Below are 25,959 nucleotides of genomic sequence, written 5' to 3' on the forward strand. Positions count from 1 at the left end.
CGCAGTTTCGCCCTGTTCCTCCATGCACAGCTTGACGCCGCGGTGCCGGCACACGTTGTAGAACGCCCGGATTCCGCCCTTGCGGGTGCGGCTGATCAGCACGCTCTCCCGCCCTACTTGTACCGTCCGCCAGGCACCCGGCTTGTCGAGGTCGGCAGAACGTACGGCGCAGAACCACATCTGCTCGAAGATCCGCTCCTGCTCGGCCCGGAAGATCTCTTCGCTGACGTAGGCCTGGCCCGGGAGGGTGGGGATCAGGCTGGGCGTGAAGACTTCGGTGGTCATTCTGTTACTCCTCTGCGGTGACTGACGTCGGATTTGGAAGGTCAGTAAGGATCAGGCGAAACTGGCGGATGCTGCCAGCACCGGCTGGACTGCAGGGAACTGCGATGTAGCGGCCTGGGTTGCCGTGGCCCGTGCGGCGTTCAACTGCCGACGCCACTTGGTGAAGAGGCGGGGCTGATTGGCACCAAGGACGGCCACCGGCTCGCCGCCGCGGTAGTACACGGCCAGGAAGCTGTGGGCCGACGGGTCTCCGGCCTCAATGTCCACCCGGTCAGCGTCCCGGGCGTGGCCAGCGAACTGGATCCTGACGTTGTACTGGTCGGACCAGAAGTACGGCACGTTCCGCGGCTCGCGGGCGGACCCGGGCTCCAGGAGCCCCGAAACGGCGATCGCCGGTCGCTCCACTGCTCCGCTCCAGTGCTCCAGGCGGCAGTGCTTTCCGGACTCTTCGTCCAGCCAGGCAGCACAGTCGCCGACGGCCACCACACCCGGTATGTTGGTACGGCCCATCGGATCACAGCGGACGCCGTCGCCGAGTTCGATGCCGGAGCCGGCAAGCCAACCTGTGTTGGGCACGGCACCGACGGCCACGAGAACGACGTCGGCAGGCAGGTAGCGGCCGTCCGCGAGGCGGAGCCCGCTGAGCACTCCCTCGCCGCTGTAATACGACTCGATGGCGGCGTCACAAATCAGCTCCACCCCGTTAATTCTATGTAACGCGGCGATTTCGGCGGCCATCTCCACCCCGAAGGGGCGGCTGAGCGGAACGGTGCCCGAGCAGACGACGGTGACCTCGACTCCGAGGGCGCGGGCTGTGGAGGCAACCTCGGCGCCGATGAAGCCAGCTCCTACGATGACGAGCCTGGTCCCCGGTACCAGTTCGGTAGCGAGGTCCTGCGCGTCGTCCAGGGTTCTGAGGGTAAAGACATTAGCCAGGCCAGCGAGTTCCGGCAGCGTCCGGGCGGATGCCCCGGTGGCGATGACCACGCCGTCGGCCTTTATTTCCGTGCCATCAGCGAGTGTTACCGTCCTGGTTGCTGCATCCAGGCTGTGTGCCGCTGCTCCCAGCAGCCACTCCGCATCGAGCCGATCTGCGCCTTCACCCTCTTCGGGACTCTCCAGGCTGAGGTGTTCCACGGTGATCTTTCCCGCCAGGAAGTCCTTGGACAGGGGTGGCCTGTCGTACGGCCGGTGCGGTTCGTCGCCGATGAGGACGAGGCGTCCGGCGAAGCCTTGGGCCCGAGCGGCACGGGCGGCCGAAATTCCCGCCAGTGACGCCCCCACTATTGCCAATGTCTGCATGGCCGCCTTCCCCTTATTTCACTGCGCGACTTCACTGCGCGCGAATTGCGTATGACGCAACAACAGTCTGTATGCGAGACAGCGTGACTTAGACCACGGGAAGGTGTCAAGCGTTGATTGTATTAGCGGGGAACCCTTGACAAGGCGGAGTGGGATGGATCACTCTGTTGCGTATTGTGATCGGCGTTGATGATGGCACAACCCGCCGGCCGGGCTGAGCCCGTCAACTGGGAAAGAGGTTTATCAGATGCACATCGCCTGCCCACTCACCGCATTGGCCCCCGGAGACGCCGTCCGTCTCGATACGTCCCCACCGATCGCCGTCTTCCACACGGAGGACGGTGAGTTGTTCGCCTTGGACGACACCTGCACCCATCAGGACGCATCGCTCGCGGACGGCTGGGTGGAGGGCTGCGAGGTGGAGTGCCCCCTTCACGCTTCCAAGTTCAATCTCCGCACCGGTGAAGTGGACGCGCCGCCGGCCAAGTTGCCGGTGCGGGTCCACAAGGTCTCCGTCGTGGACGGCCAGATCATGGTCGAGGAATCCAATGACGCACCCAACCTTCCACCTGGCCTGACCATCACCGGCCACGTCTAGGCACCACCAGGCAGTACTCCATTTCAGGCTAAGAGGTGAAGTCCTTGACCCTACAACTGAGCAACGAGCTGCAGGAACGGACCCGTTCCACGGCTCCCGCCGGGCAGCCACTGGCAGCATCCGGGCAGCAGGCGACGCCGTTCGTCCTCACCGTTGCCTGCGCCGAGCGCCGTGGGATCGTCCACGCCGTGTCCAGCTTCCTGGCAATGCGCGACTTCGACATCGCCGAACACCAGCAGTTCGACGACCACGTCAGCAATACCCTCTTCCTGCGCACCGCCTTCACCGGCACCCTGGCCGGAACTGCCGGCGCCAATGGCCATGATGCTGGCAGCGCTGCCAGCACCGCCGATTCCCTGTCCGCCGACTTCGCGGAGATCGCCGGCGAGTTCGGAATGTCCTACAGCTTCCACGACGACCGGCCGCAGCGCCTACTGGTGATGGTCTCCAAGTTAGGCCATTGCCTCAATGACCTGATCTTCCGCTGGCGCGCGGGGAGCCTCGGGGCGGACATCGCCGCCGTCGTCTCCAATCACGAGGACCTGCGCCCCATGGCCGAAGCAGCAGGACTTCCCTTCATCCACGTACCCGTAACCGCCTCCACCAAAGGGCAGGCGGAGTCCCGGCTCCTGGAACTCGTGGACGAATACGACGCAGACCTTGTGGTCCTGGCCCGCTACATGCAGGTACTCTCCGACGGCCTCTGCGAGCAGCTCCACGGCCGGGCCATCAACATCCACCATTCCTTCCTACCCGGATTCAAGGGTGCAAAGCCCTACCACCAGGCCTATGAACGCGGCGTGAAGCTGGTCGGCGCCACTGCCCACTACGTCACCGGCGACCTCGACGAAGGTCCCATCATTGAGCAGGAGGTCTTCCGGGTGGACCACAGCGTGGACCCGGACTCCCTGGTATCGGCGGGCCGCGATGCCGAAGCAATCGCCCTGTCCCGCGCGGTGAAGTGGCATTGCCAGCACCGCGTCCTGCTCAACGGCACCCGGACAGTCGTCTTCCGCTAGAGCCACAGCGAGCCCTCACGGGCCGCCTCCATGCACGCAGTAGATCAAGAACAGGAGCTTTCCGTATGAGGGCTACACCCCGCGTCGTTATCATCGGCGCAGGCATTGTCGGTGCGAATCTGGCAGATGAACTGGCCACCCGAGGCTGGACCAGCGTCACCGTCCTGGACCAGGGGCCGCTGAACCTCGCCGGCGGCTCCACCTCGCACGCGCCGGGTCTCGTGTTCCAGACCAACCCGTCCAAGACAATGACGGAGTTCGCCGCCTACACCGTGGACAAGCTCCTCTCGCTGAGCGACGAGGGCGTCGCCTGCTTCAACCAGGTGGGCGGCCTGGAGGTCGCCACCACCCCCGAACGGCTTGAGGACCTCAAGCGGAAGCTCGGCTACGCCACGTCCTGGGGCATCGAGGGTCGGATCATCGACGCCGACGAGTGCACCAAGCACTACCCGCTGCTGAACCAGGACATGGTGCTCGGCGGCCTCCACGTCCCGTCCGACGGTCTCGCCTCCGCAGCCCGCGCGGTTCAGCTGCTGATCCGCAAGGCGACAGCAGCCGGCGTCACGTTCATCGGATCAACCCCGGTGACCGGGATCGAGCAGTCCGGCGGTAAAGTCACCGGGGTCCAGACACCCGACGGCGTGATCCCGGCGGACATCGTGGTGTCCTGCGCAGGCTTCTGGGGGCCCAAGATCGGCGCGATGGCCGGCATGGCCGTGCCGCTGCTGCCGCTGGCCCACCAGTACGTCACGACCACCGCTGTGCCGGAACTCGTGGCTACCAACCTCCGCACGAACCCGCTGGATCCCTCCAACGGCGCGCGGATGCCCATCCTCCGGCACCAGGACAGGGACCTCTATTTCCGTGAGCACGGAGACAGGATCGGAATCGGCTCCTACGCCCACCGGCCCATGCCCGTCGACCTGGACCGGTTGCCGGACGTTGCCCCTGGCCAGATGTCCGAGCACCGGATGCCTTCCCGGCTCGAATTCACCGAGGAGGATTTCCTGCCCTGTTGGGAGGACAGCCGGCAGCTGCTGCCCGCCCTGCGCGGCGCGGAGATCGCCGACGGCTTCAACGGCATCTTCTCCTTCACGCCGGACGGCGGCCCGCTGATCGGGCAGTCGCCGGAGCTTGAGGGTTTCTATGTCGCCGAAGCTGTCTGGGTGACCCACTCGGCAGGCGTTGCCCGGGCGGTGGCTGAACTGCTGATCGAGGGCGAGTCCCGCATCCCGCTTCACGAGTGCGAAGTTTCACGCTTCGAGGCCGTGCAGACCGCGGACAGCTACGTCAGCGAGACGTCCCAGAAGAACTTCGTTGAAATCTACGACGTCCTGCACCCCCTGCAGCCGCGCGAATCACCCCGGGACCTGCGGGTCAGCCCGTTCAACTGCCGGCAGAAGGAACTGGGAGCATTCTTCCTCGAGGCCAGCGGCTGGGAGCGCCCGCACTGGTTCGAGGCCAACCGCCCGCTCCTGGATGAGCTGCCAGCTGAATGGCAGGCGCCGGAACGCGGCTCCTGGGCCGCTATGTTCAGCTCCCCCATTTCCGCCGCCGAGGCGTGGAAGACGCGCACCGCCGTCGCGCTTTATGACATGACGGCACTCAAACGGCTGGAAGTTTCGGGTCCCGGCGCCCTTGCGCTGCTGCAGCGCCTCAGCGCCGGGCAGATCGACAAGAAGCCAGGCGCCGTCACGTATTGCCTGCTGCTGAACGACGACGGCGGGGTGCGCAGCGACATCACGATCGCACGGCTGGATGAAGCCACGTTCCAGGTGGGCGCCAACGGCAACATCGACTTCGACTACTTCACCCGGGAGGCCCGCAGGCAGACAGCCGATGACGTCAGCCAGTGGGTCCAGGTCCGCGACATTACGGGATCCACCTGCTGCATCGGGCTCTGGGGTCCGCTGGCACGCGAAGTTATTGCCAAGGTCAGCGCCGATGATTTCACCAATGACGGCCTTCGCTACTTCCGTACCAAGCAGGTGCGGATCGGCGGCATCCCCGTGACGGCCATGCGGCTGTCCTATGTGGGTGAGCTGGGCTGGGAGCTGTACACCACGGCCGAGTACGGACTGAAGCTGTGGGACCTCCTCTTCGAGGCCGGCCAGGAACAGGGCATCATCGCCGCCGGCCGCGGGGCCTTCAACAGCCTCCGCCTGGAAAAGGGGTACCGGCTGTGGGGGACGGACATGACGCCCGAACACGAGCCGTTCCAGGCGGGCCTGGGCTTCTCGATCGCCAAGAACAAGGACTCCTTCGTGGGCGCCGAAGCCCTCGCCGAACGCCGCGCGCAGCCGGCTGCCAGGCAGCTGCGCTGCTTGACGGTCGACGACGGCACTTCCGTGGTGCTGGGCAAGGAACCCGTGTTTTTCAACGGCGAAGCCGCCGGCTATGTGACCAGCGCGGCCTACGGCTACACGGTGAAGCGGCCGATCGCCTACGCCTGGCTGCCGCCCAGCGCCTCCGAAGGCGATGCCGTGGAAATCGAATACTTCGGCACCCGGATCGCCGCCACGGTGTCAGCCGAGCCGCTGGTGGACCCGGGCATGGAACGCCTTCGCGGCTGAACCGGGCCGATCCTGGCCCCTCAACACGACTCCCCCACCCACGCCCAAGGAGATTTACCGCATGACGAACGAGAGCTACGACTACGTGATTGTAGGCGGCGGCAGCGCCGGGTCAGTCCTGGCGGACAGGCTAAGCGCCGACGGAACCAGCACAGTGCTGGTACTCGAGGCCGGGCGCAGCGACTACCCCTGGGACCTCTTCATCCAGATGCCCGCGGCCCTGACCTTTCCAAGCGGCAACAGGTTCTACGACTGGCAATACCAGTCCGATCCTGAACCCCACATGCACGGCCGCAGGATCACCCACGCGCGGGGCAAGGTGCTGGGCGGTTCCAGCTCCATCAACGGCATGATCTTCCAGCGCGGCAACCCCTTGGACTACGAACGCTGGGGCGCGGATGCCGGCATGGAAACCTGGGACTTCGCCCATTGCCTCCCCTATTTCAAGCGCATGGAAACCGCGCTGGCCGCAGCTCCGGACGATGACCTCCGCGGCCATGACGGTCCCCTGGTCCTGGAGCGCGGCCCGGCCCGGAACCCCCTGTTCCAGGCCTTCTTCCGGGCGTCGGAGGAGGCCGGGCACAAGCGAACGGACGATGTCAACGGTTACCGGCAGGAGGGCTTCGGCCCCTTCGACCGGAACGTGCACAAGGGCCAGCGGCTCTCGGCGTCGCGCGCCTACCTGCGCCCCAACAAAAGCCGGAAGAACCTGACAATCCGCACCCTGGCGCTTGCGGCCAGGATCAACTTCGACGGCACAACGGCGACCGGGGTCACCTACCGCCGGAACGGCAGGCTGCACACGGTCAACGCCAAGGAAGTGGTGCTGTGCGGCGGAGCGATCAACACGCCCCAGTTGCTGCAGCTCTCCGGCATCGGGGATTCCGCTCACCTGAAGTCGCTGGGCATCAAGCCGGTGGTGGATCTGCCGGGCGTCGGCGAAAACCTGCAGGACCACCTGGAAGTGTACGTCCAGCACTCCTGCAAGCAGCCCGTGTCCATGCAGCCGAACCTCAGCCTCTGGCGCTACCCGCTGATCGGGCTCCAGTGGCTGCTCGGCCGCAAGGGCCCCGCAGCCACCAACCACTTCGAAGGCGGCGGCTTTGTCCGCTCCAACGAGGACGTCGCCTACCCCAACCTGATGTTCCACTTCCTGCCGGTGGCCGTCCGGTACGACGGACAGAAAGCGGACGCCAAACACGGGTACCAGGTCCACGTGGGCCCCATGTACTCCGACGCGCGGGGAAGCCTGAAGATCACCTCCACGGATCCGGCCGCCCACCCGTCCATGCACTTCAATTACCTGTCCACGGACCAGGACCGGCGTGAATGGGTCGAGGCTATCCGGGTCACGCGCGACATCCTCTCCCAGCCGGCCCTCGCTCTCTACAGCGGCGGGGAGCTCTCGCCCGGCTCCTCTGTCCAGACGGACGAGGAGATCCTGGACTGGGTGGCACGGGACGCCGAGACAGCCCTGCACCCGTCCTGCACCGCGAAGATGGGGCCCGCCTCGGACCCCATGGCTGTGGTGGACCCGCTCACCATGAAGGTCCACGGCACCACGGGGCTCCGCGTCGCGGATGCCTCTGCCATGCCGTACGTGACCAACGGCAACATCTACGCCCCCGTGATGATGCTGGCTGAGAAGGCCGCTGACCTGATCCTCGGCCGGAAGCCGCTGGCACCCCAGCGCGCGGACTTCTACCGGCACCACGAGGCTGATCTGGCGGCCGAACGTGAGCTGCCCGCCGACGTCGAACTGCGGGCGGATGTTGAGCTGCCGGCAGAGCCGGCACCGAGCCTGGGCCGCGCATGAGCGGCGTCCAGCTTGCCGGGAGCGTCCTGCGGACCGACCAGGATGCGGCGGCGGTGCGGGGCTTGTTCGTGGACGGCGGGTGGAGCGAATCGGCCGCCGGAAAAACGCGGGTCATCACGTGTCCTGCGGACGGCGAAAAAGTCGCCGAGGTTGCAGAATGCACGGCCACCGACGCCAGGGAAGCGGTCGCAAGTGCCCGCCGGGCGTTCGACGGCGGAGCGTGGCCCGGAACCAGCGAGAAGGAACGCGGACAGGTCCTGCTCCGCACCGCAGAACTGCTGGAACGCGACAAGGCTCTGTACGCCCGGGCCGAAGCCCTCGACACAGGGAAGCGCTTCGTCGAAGCGGAATACGACATCGACGATATCGCCGCCTGCTTCAGGTACTACGGCGGCATCGCCGGAACGGACGCCGGACGCGTGATCGATACCGGGGTCCCCGGAACCATCAGCCGGGTGGTCCACGCCCCGGTTGGTGTCTGCGGGCTCATCACACCATGGAACTACCCCCTTCTGCAGGCGTCATGGAAGGTTGCCCCGGCCCTCCTGGCGGGCAATAGCTTCGTCCTCAAACCCAGCGAACTGACTCCCTCCACCTCCATCCTGCTGATGGATACGCTCCTTGAAGCCGGTTTGCCGGCCGGGGTTGCCAACCTCGTCACCGGCACCGGCCCCGAGGTCGGCGCGGTCCTGAGCGAAAGCCCGGACGTTGACCTGGTCTCCTTCACCGGCGGCCTGGCCACCGGGGTCAACATCATGAAAACCGCAGCCAACACGGTGAAACGGGTTGCCCTGGAACTGGGCGGGAAGAATCCGAACATCGTCTTCGCCGACGCCGACCGCGAGTCGGCCCTGGACAACGCCCTCACCGCTGTATTCCTGCATTCGGGGCAGGTGTGCTCGGCCGGCACCAGGCTCCTCATCGAAGAATCGATCCACGACGAGTTCGTGGCGGAACTCGTGCGCCGTGCCCAAGCCATCCGGCTTGGCGGGCCCTTCGACGAGCCCGCGGAAACCGGCCCGCTCATCTCGGCCGCGCACCGTGACAAGGTCCATGCCTACGTCCAGGCCGGCATCGAGGAAGGAGCCACACTGCTGTGCGGCGGCTATATCCCGGACACCGGAGCAATGGCACTCGGCAGCTACTACCCTCCCACCATCCTGGACGGTTGCCACACCTCCATGGAGGCAGTCCAGGATGAGTCGTTCGGACCAGTCCTGACCGTGGAGACCTTCAGCACGGAGCAGGAAGCCATCAAGCTGGCCAACGACACCGCCTACGGACTGGCCGGCGCCGTCTGGACAAACGACGGATCGCGGGCGCAGCGCGTGGCCGGTGCACTCCGCCACGGCACCGTGTGGATCAACGACTACCACCCCTACGTTCCCCAGGCAGAGTGGGGCGGATTCGGCAAGTCCGGAAACGGCCGCGAACTGGGGCTCCAAGGTCTCGCAGAGTACCGCGAAACCAAGCACATCTGGCAAAACATCAATCCCAAGCCCAGCCACTGGTTCGAGCCTCCACAGGCAGGAGTACAGCAATGAACAGCCCCGACATCTCAGTGCGCAACCTATGGAAGGTCTTCGGACCCGGGGGCGACATGATCCCCAACGACCCAGAGCTCTCGGCCCTCAACTCCGCGGAATTGCTGGAACGCACCGGCTGCGTGGCAGCCGTCCGCGACCTGAGCTTCGACGTGGCCAAGGGCGAGGTCTTTGTGGTCATGGGACTTTCCGGATCAGGCAAATCCACCCTGATCCGTTGCCTGACCCGGCTGATCGAACCCACATCGGGGCAGGTCCTGGTGGACGGGAAGGACGTCCTGCAGGCAGGCGTTGCGGAGCTACGGGAACTGCGCCGGCGGAAGATGTCCATGGTGTTCCAGCACTTCGGCCTCCTCCCCCACCGGACCGTGCTGGACAACGTCTCCTACGGGCTGCAGATCCGCGGGGCGGCCAAGAACGAACGCTACGCCAGGGCCCGGGAAATCATCGAACTGGTTGGCCTGAAAGGCTACGAACAGCACTATCCGGACCAGCTGTCCGGGGGAATGCAGCAGCGCGTCGGCCTCGGCCGGGCTCTGGCCGGCGATCCGGACACCATCCTCTTCGATGAACCCTTCTCCGCCCTGGATCCGCTCATCCGGCGCGACATGCAGGCGGAAGTCATCCGGCTGCACAAGGAAATGGGCAAAACCATGGTGTTCGTGACCCACGACCTCTCCGAGGCACTCAAACTCGGAGACCGCATCCTCATCATGCGCAACGGCGAGATGGTCCAATGCGGCACGGGGGACGACCTGGTGGGGTCCCCGGCAGACAAGTACATTGAGGATTTTGTGTCCGAAGTCCCCCGCGCGGATGTCCTGACCCTGAAATGGATCACCCGTCCCGTCGCGGCCGGAACGCCAGGAGACGCGCCTGTCCTCAGCTCCCGGATGATTATCCGGGATGCCATAGCCGCGGTCATGCACTCCTCCTGCCCCGTCCTGGTGGAGGACGCCGGCAGGATCACCGGGCAGATCGACCGCGACAGCATCCTGTCAGTGCTGCAGCCCACGGAAGCAGCAGCCTAATGTCTACCCTCGTCCGGGATCGAACCAGGGTGCAGCCCGCACCCCCCGCTGTCCGTGAGCCCCGCCGCCGGCCCAGCCGGCGCACACTCCTCCTGGCAAGCGCCGCCGTCATCTGGATCCTGGGATTCCTGGTCCTGCACGGAACCTCCACCTTGCCCTTGCCCGCCTCAGAGCTGACGGACCTGCACCGGTCCCTGAACCAGTTCAACGCCTGGGTAGCAGCGAACCGCGCAGACAACCCCGTCTTCCTGTACGTCTTCACGCCCTTGCGTGCCGCCGTCGACGCCGTGGCCAACCTGTTCATCACCACCTTTGCCGCGAGTTCCACGGGCCTGCGCCTGCCGGAGATCGGCTGGCTCGGAACCGTAGGCCTGCTGGGTTGGATCGCCTTCTCGATCGGCAACGCGCGGGTCGCGCTGCTGACTGTCGCCGTCTTTACGTTCTTCGGCCTCCAGGGCCTGTTTCTCGAAGCCACCTACACGTTCGCCCTGGTCCTCACAGCCGTGCTGCTGACCCTTCTGATCGGGATCCCGCTCGGCGTTCTGGCCGGCGTCTACGGCCGGGTCGCCAAGGTGATCACACCCGTGCTGGACTTCATGCAGACCCTGCCGACATTCGTGTACCTGGCCCCGCTTGCCCTGATCTTCCTCATCGGCCCGGCGTCGGCCGTCATAGCCACCGTGATCTACGCTGCACCACCCGTGATCCGGCTGACAGAGCACGGCATCCGCGCCATCCCGGAGAACACCCGCGAAGCGTCCGACTCGCTGGGCACAACGGGCCTGCAGCGGCTGGTCACCCTGCAGCTTCCCATGGCCCGGCGGACAATCGTCATGGGAATCAACCAGAGCACCATGGCGGCTCTGTCCATGGTCACCATCGCGGCGCTGATCGCGGCGCCCGGGCTTGGCCAGGTGGTGGTACGTGCGCTGCAATCGCTCGACGTCGGCACGGCTGTCAACGCCGGGCTCTCCATCGTCCTGCTCGCGATTGTGCTGGACCGGGTCACCACCGCCGCCAGCCGCCGCGCAGACCCGGGGACGGCCCGGAACCGCAGGGTTTCCCGCAGGACCCGGTACATCCTCCTCGGCATCACCCTGGTGCTGGCACTGGCCATGGTGCAGTTCTCCCGGACCATGCTGTGGGCAGCAGCGTTCCCCAAGGATCTCAACATCGGTCCGGTCATCGTCCAGGCGGTGGCCTCGGCCAGCCAGTGGATGCAGACCAACCTCTCCCTGTTCACGGTGTCCTTCCGGGAAGCCGTCACCACCGGAATCCTCAACCCGTTCCAGTCGCTGCTCACGGACACTCCCTTCTTCATCCTCGTGGCCGTCATAGCCATCGCGGCCTACGCACTGGGCGGATGGAAGCTCGCTGCCCTGACCACGGCCTGCCTGGGCGTGATCATCTACCTCGGCCTCTGGAGCGACTCCATGGTCACCCTTGCCGGAACCCTGGTGGCCACCGCAGTTGTCATGGTCCTGGGCGTCATCTTCGGGGTGGCCATGGGCCGGTCCGAGCGGGTAGACCAGATCATGCGGCCCCTGCTGGATGCGGGCCAGACCATGCCCGCCTTTGTGTATCTGGTGCCGTTCCTAGGCCTCTTCGGTGCCACCCGCTTCACGGCGATCATCGCCGGCATCATCTATGCCGCCCCCGTAGCCATCAAGATCACGGCCGACGGCATCGCAGCGATTTCCCCCACTGTTGTCGAAGCTGCCGTTGCCAGCGGCTCCACCCCCTGGCAGGTCATCACCAAGGTCCAGCTTCCGATGGCCAGGCAGACCCTGGCCCTCGCCGCCAATCAGGGCCTGATCTATGTCCTGGCCATGGTGGTGGTTGGCGCACTTGTGGGCGCAGGCGGCCTCGGATACGACGTCGTCGCCGGCTTTGTCCAAAGCGCGCTCTTCGGCAAGGGCCTCGCCGCAGGCGTTGCCATCGTTTTCCTCGGCATCCTGCTCGACAGGATGACCCAGGCTGCCGCAGCCACCCCGGTGCGGAAAATCCCCTCAACCAAGTCCACAGCAACGTAACCGCATAACCGCCCTGCGCCTGGCGCAGGGCATGGAGGACCCCCCACGCATTCCCCCCAACAAGGAGATCTAAGATGAAAAAAGCTGGACTGCTGTTGAAACGAACCGTCCCAGCGGTGGCTGGAGCTGTTGCCGCCGCCCTGCTCCTGGCAGGTTGCGGCGGCGCCTCGGTGAACCAGGTGGCTGCTGCCACCGGTGCCGCCGAGGCGCCCTGCGGAAGTGTTAATGTCGCGATGAACGCCTGGGTGGGGTACACGGCCAATGCCGCTGTGTACAGCTACGTGGCGAAGAACAAGCTTGGCTGCACCGTGGTCCAGAAGGACCTGAACGAGCAGATCTCCTGGCAGGGTTTCGCCTCTGGTGAGGTGGACGTCGTCATGGAAAACTGGGGCCACGATGATCTGGTCAAGCAGTACATTACCGATCAGAAAGTGGCTGTCGACGCCGGCCCCACCGGCAACGAAGGCCACATCGGCTGGTACGTGCCGCCATGGATGGCAGAAAAGTACCCGGACATCACCGACGGCAAGAACCTGAACAAGTACGCCTCCATGTTCGCCACCTCAGAGTCCGGCGGAAAGGGGCAGGTCCTCGACGGCGATCCCGCCTTCGTCACCAACGACGAGGCCCTTGTCAAGAACCTGAACCTGGACTACAAGGTGGTGTTCTCCGGTTCGGAGGCCGCCCTGATCCAGTCATTCCGCACGGCACAGCAGAACAAGACGGCGCTCCTTGGCTACTTCTACGAGCCGCAATGGTTCCTGTCCGAAGTGCCACTCAAGAAGGTCAAACTGCCGGACTGGACCGAGGGCTGCGACGCGAACGCGGAAAAAGTAGCCTGCGACTACCCGACCTACACGCTCAACAAGGTTATTTCCAAGAAGTTCGCGGACAGCGGCTCACCGGCAGCCAAGCTGGCCAAGGGCTTCAAGTGGACCAACGAGGACCAGAATGCCGTAGCCACGGACATCCAGGGCGGCATGACGCCCGAGGCCGCGGCCAAGAAGTGGGTGGACGCGCACCAGCAGGTCGTGGCTTCCTGGCTCAACTAAGCGAGACCCTGCCCGGCCAGTAAACGTCCCGGGCTAGCAAACGTCACCCACCCAGGGAGATCCCCCGGGTGGGTGACGTGCTTGGCCCACGCATCTGTTTCGCGCTGAAGGCGCTGGGTTATCAGTTCGACGTGTTCGGAGAGGTGGACGCCGACGGCCAGACGGTCGCCGGGGCCAGCTGGATGATTCCCACGAGTCTTGCAGGGCCTAGATGATTGAGTCCGTTTAGCTTTCGGGCCGCGTGGGGTCTGTTAATGAATCCGACGACGACGGCGACCGGCGCCTTCGCTACCGGCCGATCACGGCCGCCCCTCCCGTTGCCCGCTGATGCCACTGACTGATAAACGCGCCAGAGGAATCGAGGACGACGAAGGCGGACGAGCAGGCTCATGTAATCATGTCGAAAGCCGTCTTCCCGCTTATGGACAGATATGACTGATCAACCACAGCAGAACGGCGACGGAAGAAGTCCCGTGTCCCGCACACCGCCATGCCGCGGACGCGTCTGGCACAGCCCGTGCAGTCCATGGCGGGAGTCTGGCCCGAACACTCGAAGAGGCGGCCGGCCGTGTGAGCCGCAAAAAAGGACCCAAAAACGACCCTAAAAGTCATGTCACGCATAACTCGTGGCTGCATGAACTTGTGTCAGCAGAAAGAGGCAAGGAACGGGTCACCGATGAGCCACGGCACTACACGGGCACGGGTGTGGACAGTACACACCCATTTTTCACCAGTCCAGAGCTTGACAAAAGCAGTCCCCAAGCCGGGGGCGCGGCAGCTCTGTATTCTGCGCCAGGAGCCTTCCGGAACGGATTTCCCCGCCCAACGGCCTCATCAGGCGCCCTCTGCCACAGCGGACAAAAGGACCCTTATCGGCGCTTCGAAATCAGCTGGAGAGGCCTGATTCGCGGCTCATTGTCCGCTGCCGTTCCGGGACCCCCGCCGTCGTTGCCTGGGCAGCGAGGCCTGCTCATCCGGTTCGCTCGGCAGTCGTCGCGACCCGGGCGCCATATCGGTGCGGTCCCGATTGCCAGAGTGGAGGCTCCGTCACTTACAGACTTTGTAAGTCTTTGAGAATCGTCGCAATTGATTTCGGCGCTGTCCCAGGCATAGCTTCCGGTGCAACCGCAGGATATATATGGACCTCCTTGGGGCATGCTGGAATGCACCATAGGAAGCGTCATAAGATGCCAATCCGAGGCCCTCCGACCAAATCGCCCCCAATTGGATGAGGCTGTGCATTCGCTATTGCGCTCTTGCTGGCGGTAGCCGTTGCTGTAGCCATAGGTCTTGGAAGGAAGCGGCAAGAGCCCCAAGACCGTCACTCGGCGGCTCGCAACAGCGATTAGCCCCTCCATGTTCTACGACTTCTGTGAGAGGAGCGCCGAAACAAGTGGTTGGAACCAGTATTGAATGAATCCCAGACACACCGCCCAAAACCAACCTAGGTCCGTCCGGTGAACTCCTGCACCGTGGATTTGATGGCTTCCAACGCTGCCAGATCCTCTTTGGTGGGCTCGGTGCGGGCGATGTCCATTGTCTGGATCATGTGGACCAGTTCGACCCTGGTGATAACGTACGTGTCGGCGTCGACCGTGAGTGTCCCGGCGAACTCCGGCTTCTCCATGCTGGTCAATGACGCCGTCCAGGAGGCCCTGTCCTCCACTACGGGGACCGCGGCGTTCAGCTGCCAGTCATCGCCGGACCGTCCCAGAAAGGCGGACCAACGGGGAAGAACGAGCGACCACGGCGGCCGCATCGGAAGGTTGTCCATGGCGGGGCCGTCCTCGGCAGAACCGTCGGCCTGGATCACACTCTCGAGCCACCGGGTGCGAGCAGGAAGGTTGTGCCTCCGTCCATCCGGATGTCCCAGTAGCCACCGTCGAAGTACAGGACGGTCCCACGTTCCCCTTCCCGGTCCGGATGGACTGTGAACTCGGTGGCGAATTGTGCAGCCAGAAAAGCCGGCTCTGCCCCGGCAAGGAGGCCGAGGAGCTGCTGGTGGTTCGGGATCATCATCACTCCGGTTACTTGAACTTGCAGGAGACTGTCTTGTAGCAGGTGGCACGGTCGGACTGGACACTTCGCAGTATGCCGATCTGTCCCGACGGAGTCTTCAAGGTGATGCCGTAGAGGTCGAAGAAGTAGCGGGCGCCATCTTTCGGGAGCCTTTTATATCCCTCGCCGTAGTACTGCTCGACCTTCGGCCCGTAGGCCCGGGTGAAGAAGGAGGATCCGTAGACCAGCCCGTACTCGTAGACGGTGTCGTCCACCCAGAACGGGTTGTCACGTCGGATCCGCATACGCCAGGTCGCGCTGACAGCGGTCGCCGAGGTGTAGCACTGAGTGACCGTGGCCGAGTGGTTGTAGAGCAACCTTCAAGTTGATCGGCACTACGTACCGCACGCTGAATATGGCAGTTTGGTTCAGGACCGGTGTGACGGCCTGAACCAGGACCTCCCACGACTCGCCGGTTGCTTGTGACGGTTTGAGTCAGGACCACCCCCAGTGTTGTTTTCATCTGATGAAAGCGAGCATTTGGAGGTCCGGATGAGGGTGCGCATGGAACTGTTTGCCAAGATCCGCAGAGACGCCAGCGTTGAGGGCGCGTCCATCCGTGGGCTGGCAAAGCGGTATCAGATCGGCAGAGACACAGTCCGGCAGGCATTGTCGGATCCTCTCCCGCCGGCGCGGAAGACTCCCGTCAGGTCATCGCCCCGGCTGGATGCGTTCAAGCATTCGATCGATGCCATGCTGACCGAGGACACGACGGCGCCGCCAAGCAGCGTCATACTGCCCGCAGGATCCTGGCCCGGCTCATGGAGGAGCACGGAGCGCACGAGTTGTCGTATTCGACCGTGCGTGACTACGTGCGGGTCCGTCGGGCGCAGATCGATGTGGATGCCGGCCGCCGGGTTGAGGTGTTCGTTCCGCAGGAACACGCGCCGGGCGCGAAGGCGGAGGTGGATTTCGACGAACTTGGCTACATGGAACTGGATCGCCGCGGCGCCGAACTCCTCTTCCAGGTCCTCACCGAGCCTTCCAGGTCCTCACCGAGCGAGACGAAAAGAACTCCATCGCGATCGCCTCCAACGAGTCATTCTCCGGCTGGACCAAAACCTTCACCGACCCGCGCCTCTGCGCCGCGATCGTTGACCGGCTGACCTTCAACGGCACCATCATCGAAACCGGCACCGACTCCTACCGCCTCGCCCACACCATCGCCCAACAAAACGCAGGCTGGCCGGGCGGTCCTGGTTCAAGGGGCGTCCCGTTCTGCACGCTCGATCAGGTTGGCGGCTTCCTGTTCGGCTTTATCCCGACAATCTTCCCTATTGGACGTGAAGCGCTGACAACTTTGATATCCGCTTCACCCGCGTGTTCCCCCTGCTGCCATGAATCAAGACCGCAAGCAATTTGGAGGACATGCTCGAAGTCCTGCCTGCTATGAGTATCGGAGTGGATCCTGCGCTCGACCGTCGAGGAGTGGAACAGAGACGTCGCCGTCGGAACGGACACCCGATTCGACCGGCAGCACCTCGGCGGCGGAATCAGCGAGGGACCGTTCTACGCGCTTGGCCCGATGAACGCTTTCATCACTCTGGCCGACGGCGGCCTGGCCGTGGACACCCAGCTGCGCGTGACCACAGCCGACGGCGAAGCCATCCCCGGGCTGTGGGCTGCAGGGTCCACGGGTCAGGGCGGCCTGCAGCTACTCAACCACGGTCTGCACATCGGCTGGGCCATGGTCTTCGGACGGCTTGCCGGCCGTCACGTGGCCCAGTCGCAGAACCGTCTCGACCTAAGCCCAACTGAGCACGTCACCGTTAGCTGATCAACTGGCGTTCTACCTGCGCCCGTCGAAGTGCCATGAGTTCACGGTCGAGGTTAGGCTCGCCGTTCTTGACGAGTAGGAGCGGGCACTGGACCGGCGGCTAGTATGTACCCGTGCACCTCCGAGCCAGTGAATGGCACCCCTCATCCAGCGTTTCAGAGCAGGCACCAGGAGTCTTTTTCGTCGAAGGACCAGCCTCCAACTGGATCGTGGTCCGCGACGAAACTGGGTTCATGCTCATTGACAGCGGTTACCCCGCCGACCGTGCGTTCGTCCTTGAGTCCATCCGCCACCTGGACTTGCAGCCAGCCGACGCTCTGGCCGTGCTCATCACCCACGGTCACGTCGACCACACCGGCTCCGCGGCCTACTTCTCCACAACATACGCAACGCCGGTCTTGTGCGCCCCGGAAGAACTAGCCCATGTCCAAGGGAGGGAAAAGCACCAAGTCACGTTCGGTCAGGTCATTGTCCGCGCTTGGCGCCCCCGCGTCTTCCGATGGATGATCCACGTCATCAAGGCTGGATCCCTGAAGGCGAAGCCTGCAACCCGCGCCCGGGCTTGGGACACCGAGAGGCTCCGGAGCCTGCCTGGCAGCCCGGAAGCGATCCTGCTTCCGGGCCACACCCCGGGCAACGTCTCCCTCCTTCTTCCCGAAGCAGGAGCGATCGCCGTAGGCGACTCGTTTGTTAGCGGTCATTCGCTAAGCCGTAAAACCGGACCCCAGATGCTCCACCGGATGTACCACACAGACCCCGCCGCGGCCTTGGCGGCAACTCACCGCCTGGACGGCATCAACGCCTCAGTGGTACTTCCCGGCCATGGCCCCGCATTGCGCATGCCCCTGGCCGAAGCCTTGGCGGCGTTGCGAGGCTAGGCTACCCCCTTGTGCATGGCCTCATGGATTTGAAGCGCAAACCAAAGCTGAGCCAACGTGGACGTTTCGGTCATGTCAAGACCCGTCAACTCGCTGATTTTTCGGATTCTGTAGATGACGGTTTGCCGGTGGGCGAAGAGCACCGCCGCTGTCTTCTGCCACGACCTCCGGGTGTCCAGGTAGGTCCGCAGAGTCACGATGAGGTCCCCCTCCTGGCTCTGTTCGTATGCGAAGATCGGACCCAGGAGCCGCTCCACCAAGGCCGTCCCTTCCTCGAAGCTCGTAAGCCCCAGCCACGAGGGACCCTCGGCGTACCGGGCCAGGTTCATGGCATTGCCCTTGGCCGAGCCGAGCGCCCACAGCGACTCCTGCAACGCACGCTGGATCCCGGGCGCAGACGTCGGCGAGCTGATGCCGATCCGGACCTCGGGTCCCGCGCAGTGGATCAGAATATCGTTGGTCACCGCCGCGGACACCGCCACATGAAGTGTGTTGAAGCGCCGCAGGCAGGCGGCCGGAAAGCCGTGGCGCCACAGTTCGACGTGGACGTTCGCCAGCCGCTCGCCGTCGTCGGCCGATATCGAAACCATCAGGAAATCCTGGGCCGGAACATCAAAAGCCGTGAGTCGGCTCTCCAGTTCCGCCGTTCCCAGGCGACCGTCGACCGCTTGCAACAGGAATTCGCCCGCCAGACGGTGCTGGCTTTCCAGGGACAGGACTTTTCGTGAAAGTTCCAGCCCCAGCACCGTTGCCGCATGCAGAAGAACGACGGCGTCCGGGTGCGGATCGCGGTTGGGCAGCACCACCAGGAGCGCATTGGCGTGCGTGGGGATATCCATCATCAACACATGCCTGTCCCGAAGCCGATGCCACTGGAACTTCTTCCCGGCCAAGGATATCTGCCCGGTCAGCGCGGCCAATTCCGCCTGCACGAAATCCGGCAGCGGCTGGCCGTCCGGATGCCACGGATGAAGGCAGCGCCGGTCCACGACAAAGAGGTCTGCATCGAGCTCGGCTGCGAGGCCCAGAAGAAGGCTTTGCAAGTGGTCCTCGGATGTTCCAGCAGTGCGGAGCAGGTCGTAAATCCGGGCGGTCTGGCGCAGGCGGCGCGATTCCTCCAACAGGGAAGCTTCAGCCACGGTCCGCGCGATGGCGATGAACGGCAGTGGATAGGGCACGTTGATCAGCGGCAGCGGCAGCCTCTCACAAGCCGCCAGGAACTCCGGCAACAGCTCCGGCGCGTGCATCTTCTCGCCGATGGCCAGCGCACTGGCGCCCGCATCCACCAGCTTCTCGGCGAGCGCAGCCTGCCCGGCAGCATCGGCCGGGATGGAGAGGCCGTTGGTCATCATCAGCTCGCCGCCGGTGACCCATTCCCACAGCCTCGGCAGATCAGACGTGTGGGCCCATGTGATCCGGTTGCCGCTGCCTGCGGATCCGGCCAGCAGCGTGAGTCCCAGCTGGGGTTCCGCCACGAGCTCGGCCACGGTAATCGCCATGGAATTGCGCTCCCCACTTCTTGGTTTACGGCCCACCTATGGTCTTTTTAGACATATGTCTAAGAGACCCGGCCATTTGTAGTCAATCTACCGCTATACGCAGTGACGCGCGTCACCAAGAATTGGATTACTTACTTCCCGCTCAACGGCGAGCGATCCACACGTCCCTACCTAAACGCCGCCGGCGTTACCGCCCGGCAGCACAGCAATCGAAGGATCCCCGCATGACAATGCACAAGCCCATCGGCCCCGTCGACGCAACAAAAGTCCCCCGGTATGCGGGCCTCGGCACGTTCGCCAGGCTTCCCCAAATCGACCGCGTTCCGGACTACGACATTGCGATCGTCGGCGTACCGTTCGACGGCGGAACGTCCTTCCGGCCCGGCGCCCGTTTCGGTCCTGCCGCAGTCCGCGAAGCCTCCCGGCTGCTGCGTCCGGGGTACCACCCCGAACTGGACGTTGAGCCGGTCTACGAAGCCCAGGTTGTGGACGCCGGCGACATCGCCTGCACGCCTTACGACATCACGCGGGCAGTCCGCGAAATTGAAGAGCAGGCGCTGCCACTGATCAGTGAGGACAAGAAGCTCATCTCGATCGGTGGCGACCACACCATCGCCCTCCCGATGCTGCGGGCCTTGAACACGGTCCACGGACCCGTGGCTTTGCTGCACTTCGACGCCCATCTGGACACTTGGGACACGTACTTCGACCAGCCGGTCACCCACGGAACCATCTTCCGGCGGGCATTCGAGGAAGGCCTCCTGGTGGAAGACAAGTCCATGCATGTCGGCATCCGCGGGCCGGTCTACGACCGCAACGATTTCCTCCGCGACCACGAATTCGGTTTCCAGATCATCCGCTGCTCGGACCTGGACGTCATCGGCGTCCCGGCAGCCATCCAACAGGTCAAGGAGCGGCTCGGCGACACCCCCGTCTACGTCTCTATCGACATCGACGTCCTGGACCCGGCCTACGCACCGGGCACCGGCACCCCTGAGATGGGCGGGCTCCACTCCCGCGAACTCCTGGCCCTTCTCCGCGGACTGAACGGCATCAACATCGTGGGCGCCGACGTCGTCGAGGTCGCCCCGGCCTACGACCACGCAGACATCACCACAGTCGCCGCGGCCACCCTCGTCTTCGACCTGCTCGCCCTGATGGTGAACCGCAGCAAGGCCGAAACGAACACCGTCCGTGCACTGCAAGCAACATCCTGGAGCGCATCATGAGCACTCGGATCACTCCCGTCGCCGCGGCCGAAGTACCCCGGCTCGAGGACAAGACCATCCAGCCCATCCCCGCGAACGAACGCCACGGGAAAGCCCGGGACCTCTTCACCATCTGGTTCGGTTCCAACATCATGATCATGACCATCGTGACCGGCGGCCTCGCCACCACGGTGTTCGGGCTCAACTTTGTGCCCGCGATCGTCGGAATCATCATCGGGAACGTCGTCGGTGGCATCTTCATGGCCCTGCATTCCGCCCAAGGCCCGCAACTGGGCGTGGCGCAGATGATTCAGACCCGCGGCCAATTCGGTTCGTACGGGGCGCTGCTGATCGTTGTCATCGTGGTGATCATGTACGTCGGGTTTTTCGCGGCGAACCTCGTCTTTGGCGGGGAAGCAATGGCCGCAGTCAACCCGGGCATCAGTGTTGACGCCGGCATCATTATCATCGGCGTCGTCAGCGTCGTTGCCACGATTTTCGGCTACCGGCTCATTCACGCCTATGCACGCATCCTAAGCGTCGTGGCCGGCGTGGCGCTGCTGCTGGCCTTCGCCTGGATCCTCGTCGTCCAGGGACTGCCCGCCAGCTTCCTGGACCAGGGAAACTTCAACTGGGTTGGATTCATGGGCACCATCTCCGTATCCGCCCTGTGGCAGCTCGCCTACGCTCCCTACGTCTCGGATTACTCCCGCTACATGCCCCAAGGCACCGGCTCGGCCCCGGCCTTCTGGGCGTCCTACTCAGGCTGCGTCTTGGGCACCTTGTTCCCCATGGTCCTAGGCGCCCTCGTGGGAACGCTCGCCGCGACGATGAGCAACGACGCCGGCAACGTCGAAATCGTCGGCAGCCTGGGAGCGTTTCTCCAACCTTGGACCATGATCGTCATCGGAATCTTCTGCCTCGGGGTTGCGGCGTCGAACGCCATGAACCTTTACTGCGGCGTCCTGTGCAGCCTCACCATCGGTCAGACGTTCAAGCCGAACTGGTTGCCCCACGCCAAGACCCGAAGCGTGGCGGCCATCATCCTCTTCACGCTCGCCGTCCTGATCGCGCTGTTCGCCCGCGACAATTTCATCCTCTTCTACACGAACTTCCTCTCCTTCCTGATGTACGTCCTGGTTCCCTGGACGGCCATCAACCTGGTGGACTACTACCTACTCCGGCACGGCGACTACAGGGTTGAAGACTTCTTCAAGCGCGACGGCGGAGTGTACGGACGGTTCAACTGGGTCGCCATCGGCTCTTACATAGCAGGCGCCCTGATTCAGGTTCCCTTCTCCGCAACAGCGGTCTACACGGGCCCACTGGCCGCGGCGATGGGCGGCGTGGACATCTCCTGGATCGTCGGGCTAGTGGTTGTTGCTCCGCTCTACTACTTTGCGGCCCGCGTGTTCCGCAAGAAGTCGGATGCCGCCCCCTTTCAGGCCCCCGCATTCGCAACTGAACTGATTTGACGCACCGCGGGCTAGCGGCCCGCACCCCACTACGGGCCAACCGCCCGCACCCCACACACTCCTGGCGCCGAGACCGGCGCAGAAAGCAAAGGCAAAAAATCATGACACTCACCAACACCGCACAGTTCACTGTCCGACGCTCCCCCGCAGATCACAGCCCTGCAGGCGTACTGCCGCCCAGCGGACACTTCATTGGAGGAGCGTTTGTTCCAGGTTCCTCCACCCACCTCATCGACGTCGTCGACCCCACCACTGAGCGGGTCATCGCGTCGGTACAGGCCGGCACAGCTGCCGATGTTGATGTTGCTGTTGAAGCCGCCGTGGCCGCCCAGACGACCTGGGGCGCCACCACCCCGAAGGAACGCTCCGAGGTGCTGAACCTGATCGCCAACATCATCGAAGCCAACCGGGAAGCCTTCGAAATCATCGAGTCGGCCAACACCGGCAAGCCGCGAACCGTCGCGGAGGACGACGTCTCAAGCACCATTGATACTTTCCGTTTCATGGCCGGAGCTTCCCGCACGCTGACGTCCATGGCCGGGGGTGACTACGCAACCGGGCACACTTCGGTCATCCTCAGGGAACCCGTGGGCGTCGTCGGCGTCATCACCCCGTGGAACTACCCGCTGCTGATGGCCGCCTGGAAGATCGCGCCCATCCTGGCTGCAGGAAACAGCATCGTCCTGAAGCCTTCCGAGCAGACACCGCTGTCCACGCTGAAACTCGCGGAACTCGTGGCCGGACGCATTCCCGATGGAATTCTCAACGTCGTGACGGGACAAGGCCGAACCGTCGGACAGCGGCTCGCCGAACATCCTGATGTTGCCCTCGTCGCCTTGACAGGGAGCGTCATCAGCGGACAGGCCGTTGCGGAGACCGCGGCCAGGTCGGTCAAACGCGTCCATCTGGAACTCGGCGGCAAGGCTCCGGTTGTTGTCTTTCCTGACGCCGACCTCCGCGCAGCCGCGGCCGGGGTGCGCAATGCCGGCTTCTGGAATGCCGGCCAGGACTGTGGCGCTGCCTGCCGCGTGCTCGTGCACGAGTCAGTGGCTGAGGAGTTCACCGAGCACCTGGTGCGCGAAGTCAGCACCCTGGAGGTCGGAGCTCCACAGGCGGGCGACGACGTGGAAATCGGTCCCATGATTTCGCGCCCGCACTTCGAACGCGTGCAGGAATCCCTGGCCGAGGCCAGGGCTGCCGGCCTGAACGTGGCCATCGGCGGTTCGGCCCTGGAAGGCCCCGGCTACTTCATCGAGCCCACAGTAATCAGCCACGTGCCGGCCGGGGCACATATTGCGACCCACGAAATCTTTGGTCCCGTAGTCACGGTAGAGACCTTCAGTTCCACTGAAGAGGCCGTCACCCGGGCAAACGAGAGCCCCTACGGCCTGTCCGCCTCGGTATGGACCCGGGACTCAAGCCTCTCCCTGAGCGTTCCAAAGCAGCTCGATTTCGGCACCGTCTGGGTCAATTCGCACCTGGTGTTGGCTTGCGAGGTACCGTGGGGCGGATTCAAGGGATCCGGCTACGGTCGCGACCTCTCGCTCTACGCCTTGGACGACTACTCCCGCACCAAGCACGTCATGATCAACCACAGCGCATGAGCGTCAAGACCAGCATCGGAGCTCAGCAATGACCATTACGAACCCTCCCAACAACGCGACGTTGGCGCGCGCCGCAACCCCGTCCGCTCCCTTCGGGACGGACGTAACGTGGACCAACTGGGGCGGAAACCAGAGCGCCACGCCAGCGTTCACCGTGCGGCCGCGGACTGAACAGGAAGCGCTCGACGCCGTTCGTTTCGCCATCCGCGAAGGCCTGCCTGTGCGGGCGGTCGGCTCAGGGCATTCGTCCTCCCCGCTGGTTCAGACGGGCGGCGTCCTGATGGACATGTCGGCACTCTCGGCCATCACCGGAACCGACAAGGTCCGGCGTCGCGCAAGAGCCCTGGCCGGCACCACCATCAGCGCCTTCGGCGATCCACTGTGGGAGCAGGGGCTGGCACTGGGCAACCAGGGCGACATCGACAAGCAGCAGATCGCCGGAGCGCTCTCAACCAGCACACACGGCTCCGGCAAAGACCTGGGCAGCTTTTCGTCAAGCCTTCGCTGGGTGAAGCTGATCAACGGCTACGGCGAAATCGTCGAAATCGGCGAGGGGCAGCTCCGCGAACTCAAGGCGGCCCAGGTCGCTTTGGGTACGCTCGGAGTTTTCCTGGAGGTCGAGCTGGCGGTCGAGGACCGTTATTACCTGCAGGAGGAGATTACGTATCCCACCTGGTCAGAGACCGCGGCGACATGGCAGACCGACATCGATGCGAACAGGCACTACTCGTTCCTCTGGTGCCCGGAAGACGGTTCCTGCGAACTCCTGGACCTTCCGGGAGCGCCCGGCCAGAGCATGGCGAACCGCAGTTACACCAAGCGGTACAACATCGCCCAGATCCAGGACGAGCGTGAGATTTCGCGCACGGAGGGCGCCCGGCTGGACCGGTCGTACCGCATCTACCCGGGCGGATTCACCACACCGTTCCATGAACTCGAGTACTTCGTTCCCAGCGAGCGAGGCCTAGCGGCTGTCGAGGCTGTCCAGGAGCTGATCCGCACCAAGCATTCCGCTCAGAAGTACCCCGTTGAGGTCCGCTGGGTGAAAGCCGACGAAGGCTACATGTCCCAGTTCCAGGGAAGGGACACCACAGTCATCACCCTGACAACCGAGCCTGGAACCGACTACTGGCCCTTCTTCCGGGATGCTGATGCGCTGCTGCAGGAATTCGAGCCACGTGCGCACTGGGGCAAGATCCATTTCATGACGAGGAACCGCTTGGAGCGTCTCTACCCGGAGCTTGACACCTTCATCCAGGTACGCCGGGAGTTCGACCCCCGCGGAATATTCCTAAACGACCACACCCGTGCCCTTGTCGGCTAAATCAGCCATCCCGGCGTATGCCCCCGGGTCGTGCCCGGGGGCATACTTTCCGCCCTCCGGCTTCTGGCCCCAGCTGCCGTAAGCGACACCATGCGCGGGCTGCGCGTATTGTCCAGCCAGGCACACCTTGTAGCACCCGAAGTAGTCCACCTCAAATTTCCAATTCGATGCGGGAAGAGAAGACATGAGCCATTTTCAGGACAAGGCCTACCTTGTCACCGGAGCCAGTTCCGGCATCGGTCTGGCGACCACTCGAGCCCTTCTGGCGCAAGGGGCTAGGGTTGCAGCAGTCGGGCTCCCTGACCGGTTGCTTGACGACGCAAAACGCCAGCTGTCGGGCGCTGTGCTCTTCATCGAAGCCGACGTATCTGAGTCCCTGCAGGTCGATAGCGCCTTCGCCCAGGCGGAAGCAGAACTCGGGCCGCTGAGCGGAGTTTTCAACGCCGCAGGAATCTCCAGAGTTGCGCCCATCGCCGAAACGTCCGACGAGCTGTGGCAGAGACTGATCCAAGTGAACTTGTCCGGCACTTTCCACTTTGCCAGGGCAGCGGCGCGAAAGCTCACGTCCAACGGCGGTGGATCGCTCGTCTGCACTGCCAGCGAGCTGTCACTCGTCGGCCAGGCAGGTTACACCGCATACACCGCGACCAAGGGCGGCGTACTTTCGATGATCCGGTCCTTGGCCGCCGAACTTGCACCTGCCGGTGTCCCGGAACTTGTCAAGGTGAATGAGGCCAGCGTGAGTTTAGGCGGCTAGTTTCTTCTGGGTCGTTGGCTCCGYGTCTGTCTTGGTTTTCTCGAGTGGTTTGTTGATCCAGGTCGTGCCGGGCAGGGCGAGGATCTTCGGGTCGGCTGTGGTGGTGAAGCGTTCGGGGTTCCGGGT

The 25,959-nt window shown here is 64.2% G+C and carries 21 protein-coding genes and 2 pseudogenes; 17 read left to right on the top strand and 6 right to left on the bottom strand.

Annotated features, from left to right (window positions below):
* Nucleotides 1-285: Rieske 2Fe-2S domain-containing protein (locus ASG92_RS20655; protein ID WP_157372334.1), on the bottom strand; the 285-nt coding region annotated here is incomplete at its 3' end.
* Nucleotides 286-336: 51 nt separating this feature from the next.
* Nucleotides 337-1,587, bottom strand: a complete 1,251-nt coding sequence (locus ASG92_RS20660; RefSeq protein WP_056632749.1) for an FAD-dependent oxidoreductase — start codon at nt 1,585-1,587, stop codon at nt 337-339.
* A gap of 247 nt (nt 1,588-1,834) precedes the next feature.
* Here ASG92_RS20660 and ASG92_RS20665 point away from each other — a divergent pair, with 247 nt between their 5' ends.
* From ASG92_RS20665 to ASG92_RS20700, 8 genes are all read left to right on the top strand, one after another.
* Complete coding sequence (locus ASG92_RS20665) at nt 1,835-2,185, top strand: bifunctional 3-phenylpropionate/cinnamic acid dioxygenase ferredoxin subunit (RefSeq protein WP_056632751.1); 351 nt, start codon at nt 1,835-1,837, stop codon at nt 2,183-2,185.
* Between the two features lie 110 nt (nt 2,186-2,295).
* On the top strand, nt 2,296-3,204 hold the full coding sequence (gene purU, locus ASG92_RS20670; RefSeq protein ID WP_056632798.1) for a formyltetrahydrofolate deformylase: 909 nt from the start codon (nt 2,296-2,298) through the stop codon (nt 3,202-3,204).
* A gap of 65 nt (nt 3,205-3,269) precedes the next feature.
* A complete protein-coding gene (locus ASG92_RS20675) occupies nt 3,270-5,777 on the top strand; it encodes an FAD-dependent oxidoreductase (RefSeq protein ID WP_056632753.1) in 2,508 nt (835 codons plus the stop codon).
* Nucleotides 5,778-5,838: 61 nt separating this feature from the next.
* Complete coding sequence (betA, locus tag ASG92_RS20680; RefSeq protein WP_082579639.1) at nt 5,839-7,593, top strand: choline dehydrogenase; 1,755 nt, start codon at nt 5,839-5,841, stop codon at nt 7,591-7,593.
* On the top strand, nt 7,590-9,137 hold the full coding sequence (locus ASG92_RS20685) for an aldehyde dehydrogenase family protein (RefSeq protein WP_082579640.1): 1,548 nt from the start codon (nt 7,590-7,592) through the stop codon (nt 9,135-9,137). Before betA ends, ASG92_RS20685 begins: the two co-directional genes overlap by 4 nt.
* The gene (locus ASG92_RS20690) at nt 9,134-10,168 is read left to right on the top strand and encodes a glycine betaine/L-proline ABC transporter ATP-binding protein (protein ID WP_056632756.1); all 1,035 of its coding nucleotides are present in this window, start codon (nt 9,134-9,136) and stop codon (nt 10,166-10,168) included. The genes ASG92_RS20685 and ASG92_RS20690 overlap by 4 nt, the downstream gene beginning before the upstream one ends.
* The gene (locus tag ASG92_RS20695) at nt 10,168-12,201 is read left to right on the top strand and encodes an ABC transporter permease subunit (protein ID WP_056632759.1); all 2,034 of its coding nucleotides are present in this window, start codon (nt 10,168-10,170) and stop codon (nt 12,199-12,201) included. The genes ASG92_RS20690 and ASG92_RS20695 overlap by 1 nt, the downstream gene beginning before the upstream one ends.
* A 74-nt stretch (nt 12,202-12,275) precedes the next feature.
* Nucleotides 12,276-13,253, top strand: coding sequence for an ABC transporter substrate-binding protein (locus ASG92_RS20700; RefSeq protein WP_082579641.1), 978 nt, complete (start codon nt 12,276-12,278; stop codon nt 13,251-13,253).
* Nucleotides 13,254-14,697: 1,444 nt separating this feature from the next.
* Here ASG92_RS20700 and ASG92_RS20710 read toward each other — a convergent pair.
* From ASG92_RS20710 to ASG92_RS20720, 3 genes are read right to left on the bottom strand one after another with little or no spacing between them, the layout of a single operon-like run.
* Nucleotides 14,698-15,066, bottom strand: coding sequence for a hypothetical protein (locus ASG92_RS20710; protein ID WP_056632767.1), 369 nt, complete (start codon nt 15,064-15,066; stop codon nt 14,698-14,700).
* On the bottom strand, nt 15,063-15,272 hold the full coding sequence (locus ASG92_RS20715) for a hypothetical protein (RefSeq protein WP_157372336.1): 210 nt from the start codon (nt 15,270-15,272) through the stop codon (nt 15,063-15,065). Before ASG92_RS20715 ends, ASG92_RS20710 begins: the two co-directional genes overlap by 4 nt.
* Nucleotides 15,273-15,280: 8 nt before the next feature.
* Nucleotides 15,281-15,628 (bottom strand): hypothetical protein, encoded by a 348-nt coding sequence (locus ASG92_RS20720; RefSeq protein ID WP_056632773.1) that lies wholly within the window; start codon nt 15,626-15,628, stop codon nt 15,281-15,283.
* 175 nt (nt 15,629-15,803) lie between these two features.
* On the opposite strand from ASG92_RS20720, the pseudogene ASG92_RS27680 reads away from it, so the two are divergent.
* From ASG92_RS27680 to ASG92_RS20735, 4 genes and pseudogenes are all read left to right on the top strand, one after another.
* Nucleotides 15,804-16,234, top strand: a pseudogene (locus tag ASG92_RS27680) (IS21 family transposase); the annotation flags it as partial.
* Nucleotides 16,226-16,476, top strand: a pseudogene (locus ASG92_RS29335) (ATP-binding protein); the annotation flags it as partial. The pseudogenes ASG92_RS27680 and ASG92_RS29335, both read left to right, overlap by 9 nt.
* A gap of 243 nt (nt 16,477-16,719) precedes the next feature.
* Nucleotides 16,720-17,088, top strand: a complete 369-nt coding sequence (locus tag ASG92_RS20730; protein WP_240987231.1) for an FAD-binding protein — start codon at nt 16,720-16,722, stop codon at nt 17,086-17,088.
* A 113-nt stretch (nt 17,089-17,201) separates the two neighbouring features.
* Complete coding sequence (locus ASG92_RS20735; protein ID WP_056632782.1) at nt 17,202-17,966, top strand: MBL fold metallo-hydrolase; 765 nt, start codon at nt 17,202-17,204, stop codon at nt 17,964-17,966.
* Here ASG92_RS20735 and ASG92_RS20740 read toward each other — a convergent pair.
* Nucleotides 17,963-19,465, bottom strand: coding sequence for a PucR family transcriptional regulator (locus ASG92_RS20740; protein ID WP_056632785.1), 1,503 nt, complete (start codon nt 19,463-19,465; stop codon nt 17,963-17,965). The two genes, ASG92_RS20735 and ASG92_RS20740, sit on opposite strands and share 4 nt — an antisense overlap.
* A gap of 224 nt (nt 19,466-19,689) precedes the next feature.
* On the opposite strand from ASG92_RS20740, the gene speB reads away from it, so the two are divergent.
* The 5 genes from speB to ASG92_RS20765 all read left to right on the top strand — a co-directional run bounded on the left by speB (nt 19,690) and on the right by ASG92_RS20765 (nt 25,833).
* Nucleotides 19,690-20,694, top strand: coding sequence for an agmatinase (gene speB / locus ASG92_RS20745; RefSeq protein WP_056632788.1), 1,005 nt, complete (start codon nt 19,690-19,692; stop codon nt 20,692-20,694).
* Entirely contained in the window at nt 20,691-22,148 is a 1,458-nt protein-coding gene (locus ASG92_RS20750; RefSeq protein WP_056632792.1) for a cytosine permease, read from the top strand. The genes speB and ASG92_RS20750 overlap by 4 nt, the downstream gene beginning before the upstream one ends.
* A gap of 101 nt (nt 22,149-22,249) precedes the next feature.
* Nucleotides 22,250-23,752 (top strand): aldehyde dehydrogenase family protein, encoded by a 1,503-nt coding sequence (locus ASG92_RS20755; protein ID WP_200952040.1) that lies wholly within the window; start codon nt 22,250-22,252, stop codon nt 23,750-23,752.
* 28 nt (nt 23,753-23,780) lie between these two features.
* Nucleotides 23,781-25,076, top strand: coding sequence for a D-arabinono-1,4-lactone oxidase (locus ASG92_RS20760; RefSeq protein ID WP_056632795.1), 1,296 nt, complete (start codon nt 23,781-23,783; stop codon nt 25,074-25,076).
* A 184-nt stretch (nt 25,077-25,260) separates the two neighbouring features.
* The gene (locus tag ASG92_RS20765; RefSeq protein ID WP_240987230.1) at nt 25,261-25,833 is read left to right on the top strand and encodes an SDR family oxidoreductase; all 573 of its coding nucleotides are present in this window, start codon (nt 25,261-25,263) and stop codon (nt 25,831-25,833) included.
* Nucleotides 25,834-25,959 lie beyond the last annotated feature (126 nt).

Origin of the sequence: Arthrobacter sp. Soil736 (genome assembly GCF_001428005.1) — a bacterium.
GTDB lineage: Bacteria > Actinomycetota > Actinomycetes > Actinomycetales > Micrococcaceae > Arthrobacter.

Excerpts from the sequence above, each read along its gene's own strand:
- ASG92_RS20660 (WP_056632749.1), bottom strand. The coding sequence starts at position 1,587 with ATGCAGACATTGGCAATAGTGGGGGCGTCACTGGCGGGAATTTCGGCC.
- ASG92_RS20665 (WP_056632751.1), top strand. The coding sequence starts at position 1,835 with ATGCACATCGCCTGCCCACTCACCGCATTGGCCCCCGGAGACGCCGTC.
- ASG92_RS20675 (WP_056632753.1), top strand. The coding sequence starts at position 3,270 with ATGAGGGCTACACCCCGCGTCGTTATCATCGGCGCAGGCATTGTCGGT.
- betA (WP_082579639.1), top strand. The coding sequence starts at position 5,839 with ATGACGAACGAGAGCTACGACTACGTGATTGTAGGCGGCGGCAGCGCC.
- ASG92_RS20685 (WP_082579640.1), top strand. The coding sequence starts at position 7,590 with ATGAGCGGCGTCCAGCTTGCCGGGAGCGTCCTGCGGACCGACCAGGAT.
- ASG92_RS20690 (WP_056632756.1), top strand. The coding sequence starts at position 9,134 with ATGAACAGCCCCGACATCTCAGTGCGCAACCTATGGAAGGTCTTCGGA.
- ASG92_RS20695 (WP_056632759.1), top strand. The coding sequence starts at position 10,168 with ATGTCTACCCTCGTCCGGGATCGAACCAGGGTGCAGCCCGCACCCCCC.
- ASG92_RS20700 (WP_082579641.1), top strand. The coding sequence starts at position 12,276 with ATGAAAAAAGCTGGACTGCTGTTGAAACGAACCGTCCCAGCGGTGGCT.
- ASG92_RS20715 (WP_157372336.1), bottom strand. The coding sequence starts at position 15,272 with ATGATGATCCCGAACCACCAGCAGCTCCTCGGCCTCCTTGCCGGGGCA.
- ASG92_RS20740 (WP_056632785.1), bottom strand. The coding sequence starts at position 19,465 with ATGGCGATTACCGTGGCCGAGCTCGTGGCGGAACCCCAGCTGGGACTC.
- speB (WP_056632788.1), top strand. The coding sequence starts at position 19,690 with ATGACAATGCACAAGCCCATCGGCCCCGTCGACGCAACAAAAGTCCCC.
- ASG92_RS20750 (WP_056632792.1), top strand. The coding sequence starts at position 20,691 with ATGAGCACTCGGATCACTCCCGTCGCCGCGGCCGAAGTACCCCGGCTC.
- ASG92_RS20755 (WP_200952040.1), top strand. The coding sequence starts at position 22,250 with ATGACACTCACCAACACCGCACAGTTCACTGTCCGACGCTCCCCCGCA.
- ASG92_RS20760 (WP_056632795.1), top strand. The coding sequence starts at position 23,781 with ATGACCATTACGAACCCTCCCAACAACGCGACGTTGGCGCGCGCCGCA.
- ASG92_RS20765 (WP_240987230.1), top strand. The coding sequence starts at position 25,261 with ATGAGCCATTTTCAGGACAAGGCCTACCTTGTCACCGGAGCCAGTTCC.